This window comes from Microbacterium sp., from assembly GCF_036566905.1.
Taxonomy (GTDB): domain Bacteria; phylum Actinomycetota; class Actinomycetes; order Actinomycetales; family Microbacteriaceae; genus Microbacterium.
On sequence record NZ_DATCVK010000121.1, the window covers coordinates 1 to 18,106 of the forward strand.

Genomic DNA, 18,106 nt, shown 5'->3' on the forward strand with positions numbered 1-18,106 from the left:
CCACGCCGCCGCGACCGGGGTCGTCGGTGAGGTTGACCTGCAGCAGCACGTCGAGGGCCGGCTCGCCCGGCTCGGCCGCCGCATCGAGCGCGTCGGCGAGGCGGGCGCGATCGAGCGAGTGGACGACGGATGCCGCGGCCCGGATCGCCCGCGCCTTGTTGGTCTGCGCCTGCCCGATGAAATGCCACCGCAGCCCGGCGAGTGCGCCCACCTCGCCGACCTTGCGGCTGAACTCCTGCTGGCGGTTCTCCCCGACATCGCGCACACCGAGGTCGTACAGCTCCTCGACGAGCGACGCGGGGTGGAACTTCGTCACGACGATGCGGGTGAGCTCCGAGGGATCACGGCCTGCCGCGCGTGCGGCATCCGCGATCCGCTCATCGATCGCCGCGAGGCGCGAACGTAGATCTCCCACGGTGTCCTGGCTTGTCGACGGGCGACCCGCGAGCGTGCCGATGGGCTTACTTGAGGAAGTCGGGGATGTCGAGGTCGTCGTCGCCGAACGCCGTGTCGTACGACGACTCGGTGACGGCGCCGACCGACACGGGCACGACCGACTGCTCGACGACGTCGCGGTCCTTGGCCGCCTCGTCGGCGGGCGTCGCCGGCACAGCGGGCGTCGAGACGATGCGCGAGGCGGTGATCGGCTCGATGCGCGTCTGCGGCTCACCGCCGTCGAACCCTGCCGCGATGACCGTGACGCGCACCTCGTCGCCGAGGGTGTCGTCGATCACCGTTCCGAAGATGATGTTGGCCTCGGGGTGCGCGGCCTCCTTGACGAGCTGCGCCGCGTCGTTGATCTCGAAGATGCCGAGGTTCGACCCGCCCTGGATCGACAGAAGCACGCCGTGCGCACCCTCGATCGACGCTTCGAGCAGTGGCGACTCGACCGCGAGCTCGGCGGCCTTGATGGCGCGATCGGCCCCCCGTGCCGAGCCGATGCCCATGAGGGCGGATCCGGCTCCCTGCATGACCGATTTGACATCGGCGAAGTCGAGGTTGATCAGACCCGGCGTCGTGATGAGGTCGGTGATGCCCTGCACACCGGCGAGGAGCACCTGGTCGGCGGTCGCGAACGCCTCGATCATCGAGATGCCACGGTCGCTGATCTCGAGGAGGCGGTCGTTCGGCACCACGATGAGGGTGTCGACTTCTTCCTTGAGTCGTCCGACGCCCGTCTCGGCCTGCTGCTGACGACGGCGGCCCTCGAACGAGAACGGCTTGGTGACGACACCGATGGTGAGGGCGCCGATCGACTTGGCGATCTTCGCGACCACGGGGGCACCGCCGGTGCCCGTGCCGCCGCCTTCGCCCGCCGTGACGAAGACCATGTCGGCGCCGCGCAGCGCCTCCTCGATCTCTTCGGCATGGTCTTCGGCGGCGCGCCGACCCACCTCGGGGTCGGCACCTGCGCCGAGCCCTCGGGTCAGTTCGCGACCCACGTCGAGCTTGACGTCGGCGTCGCTCATCAGCAGCGCCTGGGCGTCGGTGTTGATGGCGATGAACTCGACGCCCCGCAGACCGAGCTCGATCATGCGGTTGACCGCGTTGACGCCGCCGCCGCCGACGCCGACGACCTTGATCACGGCGAGGTAGTTCTGGTTCTGGCTCATGCCGGCCTCCGTAGCCCTGGACCTTTTAAACCTTCAACCTCTAGTAGAGGTATAAAGAATTGCCCGGTATGCAATTCCTTGACTCGAAAGTAAGCGGAGGCCGCGCCAGCGTGCGGACCGGGACGGCGTGTCGCGGCATCCCGTGCGGAAGTCGCGCCTGGGAGGGCCGGCTCAGCTGACGACGACGGCGTGCGGTGACGAGACGTCGTACGTGATGACGTCCGCGGGGGGCCGCGCGGCCATGATCTTCTGCAGCGCGAGCGCCTTCTCGGCGGAGTCCTCTGCGCTCCCCCAGACGATCTGGGTGTTGGTCCCGCCGAGCGTGAGGGTGACATCGTCGGGCGTCGACGCGGCCACCTCGGTCACCTGCGCCCGGATGTCCTCGGGTAGCGACCGCATCACCTGGCCGGCGGCCGCGAAGGCATCCGAGTCGACGCCGCCGGTGATCGTGAGCAGCGGCGTGCCCGGGCTCGGCGTTCCCGTCGTCGACAGCGCGACGCCCGCCGCATCGACGAGCGTGTAGCCGGCGCGGGTCTCGATGAGGCCGATCGGCGTGCGCTCGACGATGCGCACGACCAGCTCGTGCGGCGGTCTGGCCTCGAGCGCGTAGGTCTCGATGAGGGGGAAGGCGACGAGCTCCGCCTTGACCGCGCTCTCGTCGATGAGGGGAAGCGGCGTGCCGAGCTGTCCCGCCAGCGCATCCGAGATGGCGTCCGCCGAGACCTGCTGCGCACCCACCACGGAGATCTTCTCCACGCCGAACAGCGGGCTGTACGCGGCGCCGAGTGTGCCCAGCGCGAGCAGGAGGACGGATGCCGCGGCCCCGAGCCAGATCGCCCTCCGCCGCCGCTGCCGCACGGTGAAGCGGCGGATCTCTGCGCGCAGCGCCTTGCGCCGGGCTCGCGACGCCTTCCATACCTCGCGGAAACCGACGTCGCCGGCATCCGTCCCGGCGCTTGCGGTCTTCGCGGCGGACGCTGGCGCGGGAGGATCCGTGGGAAGCGCGAGCGGGATGATCGGAGCCGTGGTGTCGTCGTTCTCCGGCAGCGGTGCTTCGACGGACTCGGCGGGGTCCGTGATGACCGACGTCGCCGTGCCTCGCCGCGGCGCGCGTTTCGACGGCGCGGCCGCATCCGCCGCGCCGCGCGAGGCGACCGGCGACTGCGGCAACGGCGACGGACGGCGCATGGGTCCTACTCCGGCGTGCTCGTGCGTTCGGGGCCCGTCGCGCCGCTGCCCGGGCGGGCGAGCGACTCGAGGACCTGCGGGATGATGAGGTTCACGTTGCCGCAGCCGAGCGTGATGACGTAGTCGCCGTCGCGGGCGACCGACGCCGTGTAGTCGGCGGCCTCCTGCCAGTCGGGCACGAAGTGGACGTGCGACGGGTCGGCGAAGGCGTCGCTCACGAGCTCGCCGGTGACGCCCGGAACCGGATCTTCGCGGGCGCCGTACACATCGAGCATGACGGTGTGGTCGGCGTAGTGCTCGAGCACCTCCGCGAACTCGCGGTACATCTCCTGGGTGCGCGAGTAGGTGTGGGGCTGCTGGATGGCGATGATGCGCCCGTCGCCGACGACGGTGCGGGCGGCCGCCAGGGCCGCCGCGACCTCGGTCGGGTGGTGGGCGTAATCGTCGAAGACGCTCACTCCGCGCTCGACCCCGTGCAGCTCGAAGCGCCGCACCGTGCCGGCGAAGCCTTCGACGGCACGCACCGCCGCCTCGAGGTCGTGGCCGAGCGTCAGGAGCACAGCCACGGCTCCGGCGGCGTTGATCGCGTTGTGCGCGCCGGGGATCGGCAGCTGCGCGTCGGCGGAGGCACCGGCGTGGCTGATGCGGAAGGAGACCGGGCCCTCCGTGACGATGTCGCTGACCCGCACCGTCGCATCCTCGGCCTCGCCGAAGGTGACCACGTGCGGATGGGTGAGCTGCGCGGCCACGAGCTGGGCGCCGGCGTCGTCGGACGAGATCACGACGGCCTCGCGCGCCTCGTTCGCGAACCGGGCGAACGCCTCGTAGAACGCGTCGCGGGTGCCCCAGTGATCGAGGTGGTCGGGGTCGACGTTGGTGATGAGGGCGATCGACGTGTCGTAGAGCAGGAACGTGCCGTCCGACTCGTCGGCCTCGATGACGAACAGGTCGTCGCGTCCGCTGCCGCTCGAGACCCCGAGCTGCGCGATGACACCGCCGTTGACGAACGTGGGGTCGACATCCAGGTCGCGCAGCGCCGTCACGATCATGCCCGTCGACGTCGTCTTGCCGTGCGCGCCCGCGACCGACACGAGCCGGCGCCCGCCGATGAGCCAGTACAGCGCCTGCGAACGGTGGATCACGTGCAGTCCGCGCTCCTTGGCCAGCAGGAACTCCGGGTTCTCGGGCCAGATCGCACCGGTGTGCACGACGGTGTCGACGTCGTCGGCGAGGTTCGCCGCGTCGTGGCCGACGTAGACCGTCGCCCCGAGATCGGCGAGTTCGCGCAGGCCCTTGCTGTCGGCACGATCGGACCCCGACACGCGGATGCCGCGCTCCAGGAACATGCGGGCGAGCCCCGACATGCCGGATCCGCCGATTCCGATGAAGTGGGCGGCGGTGATGTCGTCGGGGATGGGAAGACTGAGATCGGGTCTGATCATGGCTCGTCAATCCTAAGTTGGGCAACGGCGGCCTCGGCCCCGGCGCGCTGTGTGGCACCAGTGCGGTCGGCAGGACTGTGTTGATACGTTGATACAGACGGCGGCACAACGCAGCTGCTGCCGCACCTGCTGCTGCCGCCGCGGCACCTGTGAGCGAAAGAGACTGCATGATCGTCATCGACCCCTCCTCGCCCGTACCGCCGTTCGAGCAGCTCCGCTCCGGCCTCGTCGGCGCCGTGGCATCCGGGGAGCTGAGCGCAGGCGAGCGCCTGCCCACCGTGCGCCGCCTCGCCGAGGACCTGGGCGTCGCGCCCGGCACGGTCGCGCGCGCGTACCGGGAGCTCGAGGCATCCGGCATGATCGAGACCCGCGGCCGCAACGGCACGTTCGTCGCATTCGACGCCGACCCGGCGCGGCAGCAGCTTCAGCGCGCCGCCGCCGCGTTCGCCGCACAGGTGCGCGACCTCCGCCTCGACGCCGACGAGGCGCTCGCGATCGTCACCGCCGCGCTGCGCGGCGGAGAGGCCTCACCGGCGTCCTGACGACACCCGCAGGGCGTCGTCGATCATCGCGACGACGTTCTCGGTTCCGGTGCGGGTGCCGACGGATGCCGCAGCCGCCGCCATCGCGGCGCGCCGGGCGTCGTCGGCCAGGAGGGGGACGACCTCCGAGCGCACGCGATCGCCGGTGAAGTCGGCATCCGCGATCAGCAGGGCTGCCCCCGCACGGACGGCGGACGAGGCGTTGAGAGCCTGCTCACCGTTGCCGACGGCGTATGGCACGTAGACCGTCGGGATGCCGAGCGCGCTGATCTCACTGACGGTCGCGGCGCCGGAGCGCGACACGATGAGGTCCGCCAGCGCGAACGCGAGGTCCATGCGGTCGACGTAGCGGCGCAGCGCGTACCCGGCGACGCCGGGGTCGACCAGCTCGGACCGCTCCCCCGTGATGTGCAGCAGCTGCCAGCCGGCGTCGAGCACGTCGCGCCACGCGGCGCCGTGCCCTTCGCCGAACGCCGCGTTCAGGCGCTGCGCGCCGAGCGATCCGCCGAACACGAGGAGCACCGGCTCAGCGGGGTCGAGACCGAAATGCGCGGCCGCCTCGGTGCGAAGTGCGTCGCGGTCGAGTGTGACGATCTCGCGGCGCAGCGGCATCCCGACGACGCGCGAGCGTTTCAGCGGCGTGCCTTCGAAGGCGACTCCGACACCCGCGGCCCGACGGGCGCCCAGGACGTTCGCCAGGCCCGGGCGGGCATTCGCCTCGTGGACGACGAACGGCACCCGCTCACGCCGGGCCGCCACGTAGGCGGGGGCTGAGGCGTAGCCGCCGAAACCCACCACGACATCGACGTGGCGCTCGGAGATGTGGGCGCGCACCTGCGCGATCGCGCGGGGGAACCGCGCCGGGAAGGCGGCGGCGGCCTTGTCGGGGCGACGCGGGAACGGCACCTTGTCGACGAACAGCAGCTCGTAACCCCGCTCGGGCACGAGCCGCGCCTCGAGCCCTTCGCGCGTGCCGAGCACGAGCACCACGGCCTCGGGGTCACGGGCGCGCAGCGCATCGGCGACCGCCAGGAGCGGGTTCACGTGTCCGGCGGTGCCGCCGCCGGCCAGGAGGTACGTCGTCACTCCCCGAGCCTACCCGGCCGGGCCGACGGGGTTGGGGGCGCACGGCGGACGTTCGGGGCGCACACGCCGCGCGCCCGAACGGCCGCGGCGCGCCAAACCCCGGGGGAAGACCGAACAGCTGACGGCGCGGACCGGGACGCCTCGGCTCAGCCCCCGATCGGCCCCCGGTCAGCCTCGGCTCAGCGGACGGCGCGCAGCTTCGCCCGCTCGCGCGCCGCGCGAGCCGCGGCGATCGCCGCTTCACGACGGGCGATGGACGCCGGGAGCGAGCGGGCGAACGCGAGCAGCACGCCTGAGGCGATCAGCACCGACAGCAGCGACGTGCCGCCCTGCGACATGAACGGCAGCGGCACGCCGAGGACCGGGAAGACGCGCAGCACGACGCCGATGTTGATGAGCGCCTGTCCGACGATCCACACCGTGATGCCACCGGCCGCGATCCGCACGAACGGGTCGTCGGTCTTGCGGATGACGTGGAAGGCGCCGACCGCGAAGAGGGCGAAGAGACTGAGCACGACGGCGCAGCCGATGAGCCCGAGCTCCTCGCCGACGATCGCGAAGATGTAGTCGTTGGCCGCGGCGGGGAGCCAGTCGTACTTCTCGCGCGAGTTGCCGAGGCCCAGCCCGAAGATGCCACCGCTCGCGAGCCCCCAGATGCCGTGCAGCGGCTGGTAGCAGTCGTTGAAGTAGTCGTCGAGGCAGTTCGGGTTGAGGAAGCTCATGAACCGGCGCATGCGGTCGGGGCTGGTGACGGCGAGGAATGCCACCGCCGCCGCCGCGCCGATCGCGGGCAGGATGAAGATGCGCAGCTTGACGCCCGAGAAGAACAGGGCGCCGAGCACGATGAGCACGAGGATCATCGCCGTGCCGAGGTCGTCGCCCGCGAGGACCGTGGCGATCGCCAGCCCCGCCACCGGGACCAGCGGGATGAACACGTGCTGCCACTTCGTCAGCAGCGAGCGCTTCCGGAACAGCACGTACGCGACCCAGAGCGCGAGCCCCAGCTTGAGGAACTCCGACGGTTGCGCCTGGAAGCCGGCGATCGTGATCCAGTTGCGGTTGCCGTCGGCACCGTGGCCGAGGGGCGTGAACACCAGCAGTTGGAATGCGACGCCGAAGATGAGCGCCGGCCAGGCGAGCTTCTTCCAGAACGAGACGGGCAGGCGGCTCGCGATGAACATCAGCGGGATGCCGATCACGGCGAAGACGACCTGCTTGATCACCATCTCCCACGGCGCCTCGCCGGCCGCGGTGGCGGTCGCGGACGTCGCCGACAGCACCATGACGAGCCCGAACACCGTCAGCAGGAGCGCCGTCGAGGCGATGAGCAGGAACTCGCTCGGCACGGGAGCGAACACCCGGCCCAGCGACACACGCGCGGCGAGTCCTCGCCGCCCGGACTTGTCAGCCTCGGTCGTCTGGTCGGGCGTCGTCGGGGCGGGGCGCGTCGGCCGGGTTCGCGGCGGTTGTGTCGTGGTCACCCGGGTCCCCCGTTCCGATCCGTTCCCTCACCGCTGCGGCGAATCGCCGTCCGCGGTCCGCGTACGACGCGAACTGGTCGAAGGATGCCGCAGCGGGAGCGAGCAGAACCACGTCCCCGTCACGCGCCACCCCTGCCGCCAGTTCGACGACCTGCGCCATGACCCCTTCAGTCTCATCGGCCTCGACCTCGAACACCGGCACCGCCGGCGCGTGTCGCTCGAACGCGGCGACGACCGCCGCGCGGTCGACGCCGATCACGATGGCGGCTTTCGCGCCCGCGCCGCGGCCCGAGACGAGCTCTGAGATGTCGACGCCCTTGAGCAGGCCGCCGACGACCCACACGGCGCCGGGGTATGCCGCGAGGGAAGAGGCAGCGGCGTGCGGGTTGGTGGCCTTGGAGTCGTCGACCCACGTGATGCCGGCGTGCCGGGCGACGACCTCGATCCGGTGCGGGTCGAGGCGGAAGCCCCGCAGCGCATCGCGGATCGCGGCGGGCGCGACGTCCAGCGACCGCGCCAGGGCGGCCGCGGCCAGGATGTTGGAGACGATGTGCGGGGCGGCCAGGCCGAGCGAGGCGAGCTCGTCCACCGTGGTGAGCTCCAGCGCGCTGGTGCGCCGATCCTCCAGGAACGCGCGGTCGACGACGATGCCCTCGACGACGCCGAGGTCGCTGGGCCCGGGTGTCCCCAGGTCGAACCCGATGGCGCGCGCGCCCTCGATGACCTCGGCGTCCTCGACCATGCGCTGGGTGGCGGCATCCGCCTTGTTGTAGACGCATGCGACGCGCGTGTTGTCGTACACGTGCGCCTTCGCGGCCCGGTACTCGTCGAACGAGCCGTGCCACTCCAGGTGGTCGTCGGCGAGGTTGAGGCAGACCGCGGCCCACGGCGACACCGGGTCCGGCGAGTCCTGCAGCCCCAGGTACCAGAGCTGATGGCTCGACAGCTCGACGACCAGGGCGTCGAACCCGGAAGGATCGCGCACGGCGTCGAGCACGGGCGTGCCGATGTTGCCGACGGGCGCCGCCCTCAGTCCGCCCGCGACGAGCATCGTCGCCGCGAGGCGGGTCGTCGTGGTCTTGCCGTTGGTGCCGGTGACGAGGATCCAGTCGGCCGGCGAGCCGTCGGCACGCACCACCTTGTCGCGCACCCGCCAGGCGAGCTCGACGTCTCCCCACAGCGCGATGCCGTTCTCGCGCACCCAGGAGATGAGCGGATGCCGTGGCGGGAAGCCGGGCGAGGCCACGACGACCTCGGGTGCGAAGTCGGTCAGCTCCGCCGGAACGGAGCCCTCAGCCGTGCCCGTATCAGCAGAGTCGAGCGGGCCGGTCCAGAGCCGCGCGCCGATGACCGGCAGCAGACGCGCGTACTCCTCGTCGGCCTTCTCTGTCACCACGAGCACGTCGGCGCCGAGCTCGGCCAGCGTGTCGGCGACCGAGAAGCCGGTGACCGACAGGCCGAGCACAGCCACCCGCAGGCCATTCCAGTCGGCGTTCCAGCTGGTGAGGGTGGACAGGCGTTCCGAGGTCATGTGCGAGAGAGCCATTCGACGTAGAAGAATCCGACACCCGAGACGGCGAGGAGGCCGGCGATGATCCACATGCGCACCACGATCGTGACCTCGGACCAGCCGCGCAGCTCGAGGTGGTGGTGGAACGGACTCATCAGGAACAGCCGTTTGCCGCGGGTGATCTTGAAGTACAGGCGCTGCAGGATCACCGAGCCGGGGCCGATGATGAAGACGCCGGCGACGAGCACGGCGAGCAGCTCGGTGCGGGTGAGGATCGCCATCGCGGCGATGACGCCGCCGATGGCCATCGATCCGACGTCACCCATGAAGACCTTGGCCTTCGGGGCGTTCCACCAGAGGAACCCGACGAGCGCGCCGACGAAAGAGGCCGAGATGATGGCGAGATCGAACGGATCGCGAGTCGGATAGCACGCGGCCTTCGCGGCCGCCGACAGCCCCTCGCCTCCCCAGCACGCCTGGTTGAACTGCCAGAACGCGATGAGGCTGTAGGCGCCGACGACGAAGATGCCGGCGCCGGCCGCCATGCCGTCCAGCCCGTCCGTCACGTTCGTGCTGTTCGAGAATGCCACCCCGATGAAGGTCACCCACGCGAGATACAGGATCCACCCCGCGATGAGGCCGAGCGTCATGAAGCCGAGGACCGGGACGTCGCGGAAGACCGACACGTACGGCGACGCCGGCGTCTGATCGAACTGGTTGGGGAAGTTCAGCGCCACAATGCCGAACGGCACCGTGACGATGACCTGACCGACGATCTTGCGCCAGCCGCTCAGGCCCATGAACTTCTGCTGGCGCACCTTCATGTAGTCGTCGATGAAGCCGACGGCACCGAACCCGACCATCATCCAGATCACCAGCAGGCCCGAGACCGTCGGCGGGTTGTTGCCCACATAGCAGCCGACCAGGTAGCCGACGATCGTTCCGACGATGAAGATCGTGCCGCCCATCGTGGGCGTACCGCGCTTCGTGTGGTGGTTGGGGTTGCGGATGTCCTCCGGGGTGCGGATCACCTGGCCCCAGCCCCACTTGCGGAAGAGCCGCAGGAAGACGGGGGTGAGGAAGAGGGTGAATGCCAGCGAGATCGCCGCCGCGGTAAGGAGAGATCTCACGAGAACGATTCTCCCAGACGATCGCCGAGGAACCGCAGGCCGGCCGAGTTCGACGACTTGACGAGCACGCGATCGCCGTCACGCAGCTCGCCCTGAAGGTAGGCGAACGCCTCGTCGGCGGTCGAGAAGAACACGGCCTCGTTGTCCCACGAGCCCTGTGCGACGGCTTCGAGGTACATTCGTCGCGCGGCGTCGCCCACGACGACGATGCGCTGGATGCCGAGGCGCACCGCGAGCAGGCCGATCCGGTCGTGCTCCTCCTCGGCGTACTCGCCCAGCTCGCTCATCGCCCCCAGCACGGCGACGGTGCGCTCTCCGGCACCCGTGATCTGGGCGAGGGTGCGCAGGGCCGCCGACATGGAGTCGGGGCTGGCGTTGTAGGCGTCGTTGATGATGCGCACGCGATCCGACCCGAGCGGCTGCATGCGCCAGCGCTCGGCGATCTCGACCGTCTCGAGCCGCTCGACGGCGTCGGCGAGCGACACACCGAGGGTCGTCGCGGCGGCGATGGCGGCGAGGGCGTTCATGACATGGTGCTCCCCCAGCACCCGCAGGCGCAGCGGCAGCGAAGCGCCGTCCGCGGTCACCGTGAAGGATGTTCCGGATGCCGTCACCACCACGTCGTCGGCGCGCACATCGGTGGCGGCGGGTCCGCGGCCGAACCAGCGCACCGACGCGCCCTGCTCGGCGGCGATCGGCGCCATCGCGGCCACGCGGGCGTCGTCGGCGTTCAGCACCGCCACTCCCCCGGCGCCCAGCGCCCGCACGAGCTCCGACTTGGCGTGGAAGGTGGCCTCGATGCCGCCGAAGCCGCCGGCGTGCGCCATGCCGACCATGAGGACCACGCCGACATCGGGGTCGACCAGACCCGCGAGGCGCGCGATCTCGCCGGGGGCGCTCGCGCCGAACTCGCTCACGAGGAACTTCGTGGTCTCGGTGACGCGCAGCATGGTGAGCGGCGCACCCACCTCGTTGTTGAACGACGCCTTCGGCGAAACGGTCTCGCCTTCGCCCTCGAGGATGCGGGCGAGCAGGTTCTTCGTGGTGGTCTTGCCGTTCGAGCCGGTGATGCCCACGACCCGCAGAGCGCCGGCATCCCGCACCCGCGCGACGACCTCTCGTGCCAGGTCCGCGAGGGCGACGACGACGTCGGGCACGACGATCTGGCTGACGGCGGCCTCCACTCGGCGTTCGACCAGCGCGAGCGCCGCGCCGTTGCCGACGGCAGCGTCGACGAAAAGGTGGCCGTCCGTCTCCTCGCCGGGCTTCGCGACGAACACGCCACCGTGACCGATCAGTCGGGAATCGGTGTCGACAGCGCCTGCGATGACGGTGTCGGGGGTGTCGCCGTCGGCGAGGTGCGTCTCGCCCGAGACGGCATGGGCGATCTGGGCGATGGTGAGCGCGATCATCTGGGAACTCTCCGTCGGGTGGGGAGACTACCCGAACTTGGGCAGCAGCTCCGGCGACGTCGTGGAGGGCATGACGCGGTAGGTCTTGAGCACCTGGGTCATGGCCTTCTGGAACGCGGTCGCGTTGGCCGCAGACGATGTTACCTTCGTCGGCTCGTCGAGAGTGACGACCACCACGTACTGCGGGTCGTCCGCCGGAGCGAAGCCGACCATCGTCGTGTAGTAGACGCCGGCCTTGTAACCGCCGTTGACCAGGTCGGCCTTCTCGCCGGTGCCCGTCTTGCCGCCGATGCGGTACCCGGGGATCTCGACGGTCTTGGCGTACGGAGCCTGCAGGAACACGTTCTCGAGCATCTCGCGCATCTGCGCCGAGGTGCTCTCGCTGATCACGCGCTCGGGCGCGGCGAGGTCGGGTTCGACCACGGTGCCGTCGGCCTTGGTGCACGACTCGATGATCTGCAGCGGCATCTTGACGCCGCCGTTCACGATCGCCCCGTACGCGCGGGCGAGCTCGGGCATCGTGGTGGTCACGCCCTGCCCGAACGCGGTGTTGTACGCGGTCTGAGCGCCCCACTCCTCGACCGGATGGATCAGGCCGTTCGCCTCGAGCGGGTAGCCGCTCGACGTGCCGTCACCGATGCCGAAGCGCTTGAAGTAGTCGTAGCGCGTCTTCTTGTCGACCTTCTCGCTGAACTTCGAGATGCCGGCGTTCGACGAGTCGATGAGCACGCCGGTGAGCGTGTAGGTGTACGCCGGGTGCTGGAACGAGTCGCGCACACGCGCGCCGTTGGGGAAGTTCTCGAGCCCCGAGGCCACGACGGTCGAATCGGGCGTCTGCCCGCCGGCATCGATGACTGTCGCGGCGGTCAGGCCCTTGAACGTCGAACCGGGCTCGAAGGTGCCGCGCAGGATCTGGCTGGTGCGATCGTCGGCCGGAGTGGCATCCACGTCGTTGGGGTCGACGGTCGGGTACTCGGCCGCCGCGCGCACCTTTCCGGTCTTCACCTCGTACACGAGGATCGAGCCGTGCTGCGCGGCCATGTTCTGCGTCTGCTCGGCGATCAGCTGCTGCAGATACCAGTTCAGGTCCCGGTTGATGGTGAGCTGCAAGGTGCCGCCGTCTGCCGCCGGTACCTCGGTCTCGGTGCCGGGGATGACGACGCCGTCCTTGCCCCGCTCATACAGGCGCTCGCCATCGGTCGCGGCGAGGCAGTCGTTCTGCGAGAGCTCGAGACCTTCCAGCGCTTCGCCGTCCGTGCCCATGAAGCCGACGAGGTTTCCTGCGACGGCCCCGTCGGGGTACGCGCGCGCCGGATGGGAGACGCAGGTGATGTACGGCATCTTCAGGTCGGCCAGCGCGCGGAACTGCTCGGTCGAGACGCCGTTCTTGAGTTCGGCGTACTGGGTGTCCGGGTCATCCGCGAGCGCGGTGCCGACGATCGCGCGGACGTCCTCGGGCGTCTGCCCGGTGATCTCTGCGACGTCGTTCGACACGTCGGCCCACAGCCGCGACTTCGACTTCTTCTCCAGCACGTCCGCGTCGGTCTGCGTGATGAGCAGCGGATCGAGCTGGCAGTCGTACCGCAGGATGCTGCCGGCCAGCGTCTGCCCCGTCTCGTCGACGATCGAGCCGCGAGTGCCGTACAGCGTCTGCTTGCCCGCGAACGCCGTGTCGAGCGAGTCCTTGATGTGGTCGTCTGCATTCACGACCTGGATGTCGACGAGGCGCACGATGAATCCGGCGAGCACGGCGAGGACGACGGCGAGGGCCACGACGGTGCGGCGGCGGGGGCTTCTCGTGCTTCGTGTCGTCATCTGCGTCTCGTGCTCTGGTCTCGCGTTCTCGTGTCGACCGCCGGCGGTGCCGTCGGTTCAGTGTGTGCTCGGAGTGGGCAGTCCGTCGGTGAGCGGCGGCGGAGTGTTGCCGACTCCGCCGTCCGGCGTCTCGGCGACCTCGACGGGCACTCCGTCGATGGTCGCGTCGGGGACGGTGACGAGGGGGGTGTCGGCGATGAGGGCGTTGGCCACGGCCCCACGGCCGATGGCGTCGACCGACGACGACCCCATGGCCACCTCGGACGGACCGAGGATCGCGCCGTCGCTCAGCCGCAGGTAGCTCGGCGCCTCGTTGATCACCATTCCGAGGGCGGCCGCGTTCGCTGCCAGATACTGCGGGGAGCTCAGCCCGGCGACGTCGTCGTAGAGGATCTGCTTCTCGTAGGTCAGGTCACGCTGCTCCTTCGACAGAGCGGCGAGCTCGTACGTGCTCTGCGTCGTCATGATCGACAGCGACATCTGCGCGGCGGCGATGAGGAACGCCCCCAGCACGGCGACGATCCCGTAGAAGAGCTTGGGGCGACGCCGGCGAGCCGGCGCGTCGACCACCTGCAGCCGGCGGCGCGGGGCGTCCGATCGATCCGGAGCGGCACTGCCGACCGGTCGGCGGGCGGCGGAGCCCGAGAGCCCGGCCGCTGTCATGGCGTTCGCGATCGTGCTCATGCGGCACCCTCCGCGTGCTCGGGCCTCACGCGCTCAGCGGCGCGGAGGCGCACCGGCGTCGCGCGCGGGTTGACCGCGCGCTCCTCGTCGGTGGCGAGCTCGGCACCTTTGACGAGCAGTCGGAATTTCGGGGCGTGCTCCGGAAGCTCGACGGGAAGACCCGCCGGCGCCGTGGACGCCGATGCCTCGGCGAGGGCGCGCTTGATCAGCCGGTCCTCGAGCGACTGGTACGACAGCACGACCATGCGCCCGCCGACCGGCAGGATGCCGAGCGCCGACGGAATGGCGCGCTCGAGCACCGACAGCTCGCGGTTGACCTCGATGCGCAGCGCCTGGAACACGCGCTTGGCGGGATGCCCGGTGCGCTGCACGGCCGCCGGCGTCGCCGCCTGCAGGATCTCGACCAGCCGGCCGGATCGCTCGATCGGCTGCTGCGCCCGGGCCGCGATGATCGCGCGGGCATACCGGCCGGCCAGCTTCTCCTCGCCGTACCGCTCGAAGATGCGGCGCAGGTCCCCCTCGCCGTAGGTGGCGAGGATGTCGGCCGCCGTCGTGCCCGCCGACTGGTCCATGCGCATGTCCAGCGGGGCATCCTGCGCGTACGCGAAGCCCCGATCCGCGACATCGAGCTGCAGCGACGAGACACCGAGATCGAACAGGATGCCGTCGGCGGCGGCGAAGCCGCTCGAGGTGACGGCATCCGCGATCCCGTCGTAGACCGTGTGGACGAGCGTGATGCGATCGCCGAAACGCGCCAAGCGCTCCCCCGCGATGCGCAGCGCGTCGGTGTCGCGGTCGAGACCGACGAGGTGTAGCTCGGGGAATCGCTCGAGGAAGGCCTCGGAGTGGCCGCCCATGCCGAGCGTGGCATCGACGAAGACGGCGCCGTCGCGCTGGAGGGCGGGTGCGAGCAGCTCGATGCAGCGCTCGAGCATGACCGGGGTGTGGATGTCGCGCAGGTTCATGGTCGTCGGGGCCTCTGCGGCTCTGCCCCCTGGATCCTGATCCCCATCCGCTCTGACCTGGCACCGGGGAAGTGGCGACAGGGCGGGAGCGGCTGGGAGTCGGGGTCCAGGCGACAGGGCGCGTCAGAACAGGCCCGGAATCACCTCCTGCTCCAGCTCGGCGTATGTCTCTTCGTTGGCCTCGGCATAGGTGCTCCATGCCGTGGCGTCCCAGATCTCGGCATGGGCTCCGACGCCGGTGACGACGAGGTCGCGCTCCAGGCCGGCGTATGCGCGCAGCGGAGGGGGGATCGTGATGCGGTTCTGACTGTCGGGCTTCTCGGCACTGGCGCCCGAGAGGAACATGCGCAGGAAGTCGCGCGCCTGCTTGTTCGCGAGAGGCGCCTCACGGATGCGGTCGTGCACCCGCTCGAATTCCTTCTCGCTGAACACGTACAGACAGCGATCCTGTCCGCGCGTCACGACGACACCCCCACCAAGGTCGTCGCGGAACTTGGCCGGGAGGATGACGCGTCCTTTGTCATCGAGCTTGGGTGTGTGCGTGCCCAAAAGCATCGGTACATCACACCCCCTTCGTCCGGCCCCCCGGGTTGCTCGCCACTTTACTCCACTCTCCTCCACTTTGCTACTAATGGATCGCCGCACGCTCCCCGGCGCCCCCTGGCGGCCGCTTCAGGTGCGACATGCGGGCAACAAAAAAGCACCGACCCGAAGGTCGGTGCTTCTCGTGCGGACTCAGCCGGCGGCGGCGCTCAGCGCTCCCCTTGCCGCTTGTCCCATCGGTCGTTCATACGGTCCATGAACGAGGAGGCATTCTGTGGTTTCGCGGGCCGGTCGGGCTCGGCCGGTATCTTGCCGGGACCACGACCCGGCGTGACGGCGAGGAGGACTCCGCCCAGCATCACGACGAAGCCGATCACCCCGACGACGATCAATTGCTGCGAGACCCCGACGATCAGACCGCCGAGCCCCAGCAGCACGAGGATCGTGCCGTAGACGATGTTTCGATAGCTCAGAGTGCGTCCGTCGCGGGGCGCGCTGACGACATCCGCGTCGTTGCGCATGAGATGGCGTTCCATCTCGTCCAGCAGGCGCTGCTCCTGTTCGGAGAGTGGCATGCATCCCCCTCTGTACTTCGGTGGCTCGATTGTACGCGTGCCGTTCCTCACTAGGCTAGGCCCGTGTCCGCACCCGCAGAACCGATCGAAGCCATTTCCCAGCGAGTGGACATCTTCATCTCGGCTCAGCGGGAGGGCGTGACGGATGCCGGTGCCGACGCGGCGCGGTTCGTCTCGGCCGCAGCCGATGCGGCGACGGGCGGCAAGCGACTGCGCGGGCGCTTCTGCATCGCCGGGTGGAGGGCCGTGGAGGAGGTGTCGGCCCGTGCCGGCGACGCTCCCGATGCGGTCGTGGCAGCGGCCGCGGCGCTGGAGGTGTTCCATGCCGCCGCCCTCGTGCACGACGACCTCATCGACAATTCCGACACCCGGCGCGGCCGCCCTGCGGCGCACCGAGCACTCGAGGCGGGCCACCGCGACTCCGGGTGGCGCGGCGATGCCGACGCTTTCGGCCGGTCGGGTGCGATCCTGCTCGGCGACCTCCTCGTCGCCTGGAGCGATGACCTCCTCGAGGAGGGGCTCGCCGAGACGTCGCCCGACCGTGCTGCGGTCGCCCGCCAGGAGTACGCACTGATGCGTCGCGAGGTCACGCTCGGCCAGTTCCTCGACATCGCCGAGGAGTCCGCGTTCGTCACCGAGCCCGACGAGCGCCACGCCGAGCGGGCGCTGCGCGTGGCCTCCTTCAAGTCCGCCCGGTACAGCGTGCAGCAGCCTCTTGCGATCGGCGCGGCGCTGGCGGGAGCGGATGCCGCGCAGGCGGCCGCGCTCGCCGCGTTCGGGCATCCACTCGGCATGGCGTTCCAGCTGCGCGACGACGTGCTGGGGGTGTTCGGCGACGAGGCGGCCACCGGCAAGCCCTCGGGCGACGACCTGCGCGAGGGCAAGCGCACGGTGCTCATCGCGTATGCGCGCGAGGCTCTCCCTCCCGGCGCGCGCCGCATCGTCGACGAGCTGATCGGCGATCCCGACCTGGACGCCGGGCAGATCGCGTCGCTGCAGGAGACGATCGTCGAGACCGGCGCGCTCGACCGCATCGAGCGCCTCATCGCCGACTACGCGCACGAGGCCGATCGCGCGCTGTCGGGAGCACGGCTGGGCAATGCCGCCGTCGGCGAGCTGCGCGATCTGGCTCGCGCGGCGACCGTCCGCACCACCTGAGCAAGGCCGTCCGGCACGGCGTGCGGCCGGCTGACGCCGCGGCTCAGACCACCGTGCGCGCGACCCGACGGACCTCGCTCTTGCGACCGGCGAGCAGAGCCTCGATCGGCGACATCCCGATCGACTCCTCCGGGGTCAGCAGCCAGTCGATCACCTCGTCGTCCGAGAACCCCACGTCGTGGAGCACGAACACCGTGCCGCGCAGCGACGGCAGCGGGTGCCCGTCGACGATGAAGACGGCCGGGACCTTGAGGACGCCATCGCGCTTGGATCCGACGAGGTGGAACTCGTCCAGCAGCCGGCGCACGCGGCCGAGAGGTTCGCCGAGCACCTCCACGAGGTCGGGAAGGGTGAGCCAGTCGGTCTCGAAGCGGGGCGCGTCAGAGGTCACGAAAGCAACTATCTCAGATCGCAGCGGCGCCCCGCCCATCGCACTCCAGCCACTTCTGTCACATCAGCCCCTCCTTATAACAGCCGTTGACACCAAACGACTTACGTGACACGGTTTTCGGAGTCGACTGAGGGGGGAAACTCGTGCGACAGGTGCGGAGTACCAGGAAGAATGTCCATCGGAGCGCCGCCACGTCGCGGGCACTCCTCGCCGGGGTTCCGGCGGCCGTCGCAGGCTCGATCGCGCTGACGCTCTCGGCCGTTCCCGCGCATGCCGCGACGACGGATGCCGCCGCTCAGAGCGCGGACCACGTACTGCGAGGCATCCGCTCCGCGGCCCCCGCAGTGGCGACCGTCTCGGTGCCCCGCGCGCTCGCCGGACCTGCGGCGGAGATCGCCGCTGCCACGGCAGGGGGCGCCGCTTCCGCGGTCGCCCGCGTGACCGCCGAGGCCGCGCCGGCGACGTACACCGTGCAGCGCGGCGACACCGTGAGCCGCATCGCCGCCCGCTTCGGGCTGCGCACCGGCGATGTGCTCGCGCTCAACGGCCTCGGATGGTCCTCGACCATCTA

Annotated in this window: 17 protein-coding genes and 1 pseudogene; 3 read left to right on the forward strand and 15 right to left on the reverse strand. The window is 70.3% G+C overall.

What is annotated here, in order from left to right; all coding sequences use genetic code 11:
• From VIP82_RS09095 to murC, 4 genes and pseudogenes are all read right to left on the reverse strand, one after another.
• Positions 1–415: pseudogene (locus VIP82_RS09095) on the reverse strand (YggS family pyridoxal phosphate-dependent enzyme); the annotation flags it as partial.
• A 46-nt stretch (positions 416–461) separates the two neighbouring features.
• Complete coding sequence (gene ftsZ, locus VIP82_RS09100; protein WP_308867543.1) at positions 462–1,613, reverse strand: cell division protein FtsZ; 1,152 nt, start codon at positions 1,611–1,613, stop codon at positions 462–464.
• A gap of 171 nt (positions 1,614–1,784) precedes the next feature.
• Positions 1,785–2,801 carry an FtsQ-type POTRA domain-containing protein gene (locus tag VIP82_RS09105; RefSeq protein WP_331907798.1) on the reverse strand — a complete coding sequence of 339 codons (1,017 nt, stop codon included), beginning with the start codon at positions 2,799–2,801 and terminating at the stop codon, positions 1,785–1,787.
• A gap of 5 nt (positions 2,802–2,806) precedes the next feature.
• Complete coding sequence (gene murC / locus VIP82_RS09110) at positions 2,807–4,243, reverse strand: UDP-N-acetylmuramate--L-alanine ligase (protein WP_331907800.1); 1,437 nt, start codon at positions 4,241–4,243, stop codon at positions 2,807–2,809.
• Between the two features lie 167 nt (positions 4,244–4,410).
• Between murC and VIP82_RS09115 the strand changes: the two genes are divergently transcribed.
• Positions 4,411–4,785, forward strand: a complete 375-nt coding sequence (locus VIP82_RS09115) for a GntR family transcriptional regulator (protein WP_331907802.1) — start codon at positions 4,411–4,413, stop codon at positions 4,783–4,785.
• Here the strand turns inward: VIP82_RS09115 and VIP82_RS09120 are convergent.
• The 10 genes from VIP82_RS09120 to VIP82_RS09165 form a co-directional block, all read right to left on the reverse strand.
• Positions 4,771–5,871 (reverse strand): UDP-N-acetylglucosamine--N-acetylmuramyl-(pentapeptide) pyrophosphoryl-undecaprenol N-acetylglucosamine transferase, encoded by a 1,101-nt coding sequence (locus VIP82_RS09120; protein ID WP_331907804.1) that lies wholly within the window; start codon positions 5,869–5,871, stop codon positions 4,771–4,773. The genes VIP82_RS09115 and VIP82_RS09120 overlap by 15 nt on opposite strands.
• A 179-nt stretch (positions 5,872–6,050) precedes the next feature.
• A complete protein-coding gene (gene ftsW, locus VIP82_RS09125) occupies positions 6,051–7,352 on the reverse strand; it encodes a putative lipid II flippase FtsW (RefSeq protein WP_331907806.1) in 1,302 nt (433 codons plus the stop codon).
• Entirely contained in the window at positions 7,276–8,898 is a 1,623-nt protein-coding gene (murD, locus tag VIP82_RS09130) for a UDP-N-acetylmuramoyl-L-alanine--D-glutamate ligase (RefSeq protein ID WP_414684646.1), read from the reverse strand. The genes ftsW and murD overlap by 77 nt, the downstream gene beginning before the upstream one ends.
• Positions 8,880–9,992 (reverse strand): phospho-N-acetylmuramoyl-pentapeptide-transferase, encoded by a 1,113-nt coding sequence (mraY, locus tag VIP82_RS09135; RefSeq protein WP_331907808.1) that lies wholly within the window; start codon positions 9,990–9,992, stop codon positions 8,880–8,882. The genes murD and mraY overlap by 19 nt, the downstream gene beginning before the upstream one ends.
• A complete protein-coding gene (locus VIP82_RS09140) occupies positions 9,989–11,404 on the reverse strand; it encodes a UDP-N-acetylmuramoyl-tripeptide--D-alanyl-D-alanine ligase (RefSeq protein ID WP_331907810.1) in 1,416 nt (471 codons plus the stop codon). The genes mraY and VIP82_RS09140 overlap by 4 nt, the downstream gene beginning before the upstream one ends.
• 27 nt (positions 11,405–11,431) lie before the next feature.
• Positions 11,432–13,219, reverse strand: a complete 1,788-nt coding sequence (locus tag VIP82_RS09145) for a peptidoglycan D,D-transpeptidase FtsI family protein (protein WP_331907812.1) — start codon at positions 13,217–13,219, stop codon at positions 11,432–11,434.
• 57 nt (positions 13,220–13,276) lie between these two features.
• Positions 13,277–13,903: a cell division protein FtsL gene (gene ftsL, locus VIP82_RS09150; protein ID WP_331907814.1), complete on the reverse strand. Its 627-nt coding sequence runs from the start codon at positions 13,901–13,903 to the stop codon at positions 13,277–13,279.
• Entirely contained in the window at positions 13,900–14,868 is a 969-nt protein-coding gene (rsmH, locus tag VIP82_RS09155) for a 16S rRNA (cytosine(1402)-N(4))-methyltransferase RsmH (protein WP_331907816.1), read from the reverse strand. Before rsmH ends, ftsL begins: the two co-directional genes overlap by 4 nt.
• A 123-nt stretch (positions 14,869–14,991) precedes the next feature.
• A complete protein-coding gene (gene mraZ, locus VIP82_RS09160; protein ID WP_331907818.1) occupies positions 14,992–15,423 on the reverse strand; it encodes a division/cell wall cluster transcriptional repressor MraZ in 432 nt (143 codons plus the stop codon).
• A gap of 197 nt (positions 15,424–15,620) precedes the next feature.
• A complete protein-coding gene (locus VIP82_RS09165; RefSeq protein WP_331907820.1) occupies positions 15,621–15,986 on the reverse strand; it encodes an SCO2097 family morphological protein in 366 nt (121 codons plus the stop codon).
• 63 nt (positions 15,987–16,049) lie between these two features.
• On the opposite strand from VIP82_RS09165, the gene VIP82_RS09170 reads away from it, so the two are divergent.
• A complete protein-coding gene (locus tag VIP82_RS09170; protein WP_331907822.1) occupies positions 16,050–17,144 on the forward strand; it encodes a polyprenyl synthetase family protein in 1,095 nt (364 codons plus the stop codon).
• A 43-nt stretch (positions 17,145–17,187) separates the two neighbouring features.
• On the opposite strand, the gene VIP82_RS09175 is transcribed toward VIP82_RS09170, so the two are convergent.
• Positions 17,188–17,574, reverse strand: a complete 387-nt coding sequence (locus VIP82_RS09175) for an Rv2175c family DNA-binding protein (RefSeq protein ID WP_331907824.1) — start codon at positions 17,572–17,574, stop codon at positions 17,188–17,190.
• A gap of 113 nt (positions 17,575–17,687) precedes the next feature.
• Between VIP82_RS09175 and VIP82_RS09180 the strand changes: the two genes are divergently transcribed.
• A partial coding sequence (locus VIP82_RS09180; protein ID WP_331907826.1) for a LysM peptidoglycan-binding domain-containing protein occupies positions 17,688–18,106 on the forward strand: 419 nt, incomplete at its 3' end.

Bases quoted from the DNA above. Each gene is read 5' to 3' on its own strand.
- ftsL (WP_331907814.1), bottom strand. From the start codon at position 13,903: ATGAGCACGATCGCGAACGCCATGACAGCGGCCGGGCTCTCGGGCTCC.
- murC (WP_331907800.1), bottom strand. From the start codon at position 4,243: ATGATCAGACCCGATCTCAGTCTTCCCATCCCCGACGACATCACCGCC.
- VIP82_RS09165 (WP_331907820.1), bottom strand. From the start codon at position 15,986: ATGCCACTCTCCGAACAGGAGCAGCGCCTGCTGGACGAGATGGAACGC.
- VIP82_RS09175 (WP_331907824.1), bottom strand. From the start codon at position 17,574: ATGGGCGGGGCGCCGCTGCGATCTGAGATAGTTGCTTTCGTGACCTCT.
- VIP82_RS09145 (WP_331907812.1), bottom strand. From the start codon at position 13,219: ATGACGACACGAAGCACGAGAAGCCCCCGCCGCCGCACCGTCGTGGCC.
- ftsZ (WP_308867543.1), bottom strand. From the start codon at position 1,613: ATGAGCCAGAACCAGAACTACCTCGCCGTGATCAAGGTCGTCGGCGTC.
- VIP82_RS09140 (WP_331907810.1), bottom strand. From the start codon at position 11,404: ATGATCGCGCTCACCATCGCCCAGATCGCCCATGCCGTCTCGGGCGAG.
- VIP82_RS09115 (WP_331907802.1), top strand. From the start codon at position 4,411: ATGATCGTCATCGACCCCTCCTCGCCCGTACCGCCGTTCGAGCAGCTC.
- rsmH (WP_331907816.1), bottom strand. From the start codon at position 14,868: ATGAACCTGCGCGACATCCACACCCCGGTCATGCTCGAGCGCTGCATC.
- VIP82_RS09105 (WP_331907798.1), bottom strand. From the start codon at position 2,801: ATGCGCCGTCCGTCGCCGTTGCCGCAGTCGCCGGTCGCCTCGCGCGGC.
- mraZ (WP_331907818.1), bottom strand. From the start codon at position 15,423: ATGCTTTTGGGCACGCACACACCCAAGCTCGATGACAAAGGACGCGTC.
- murD (WP_414684646.1), bottom strand. From the start codon at position 8,898: ATGGCTCTCTCGCACATGACCTCGGAACGCCTGTCCACCCTCACCAGC.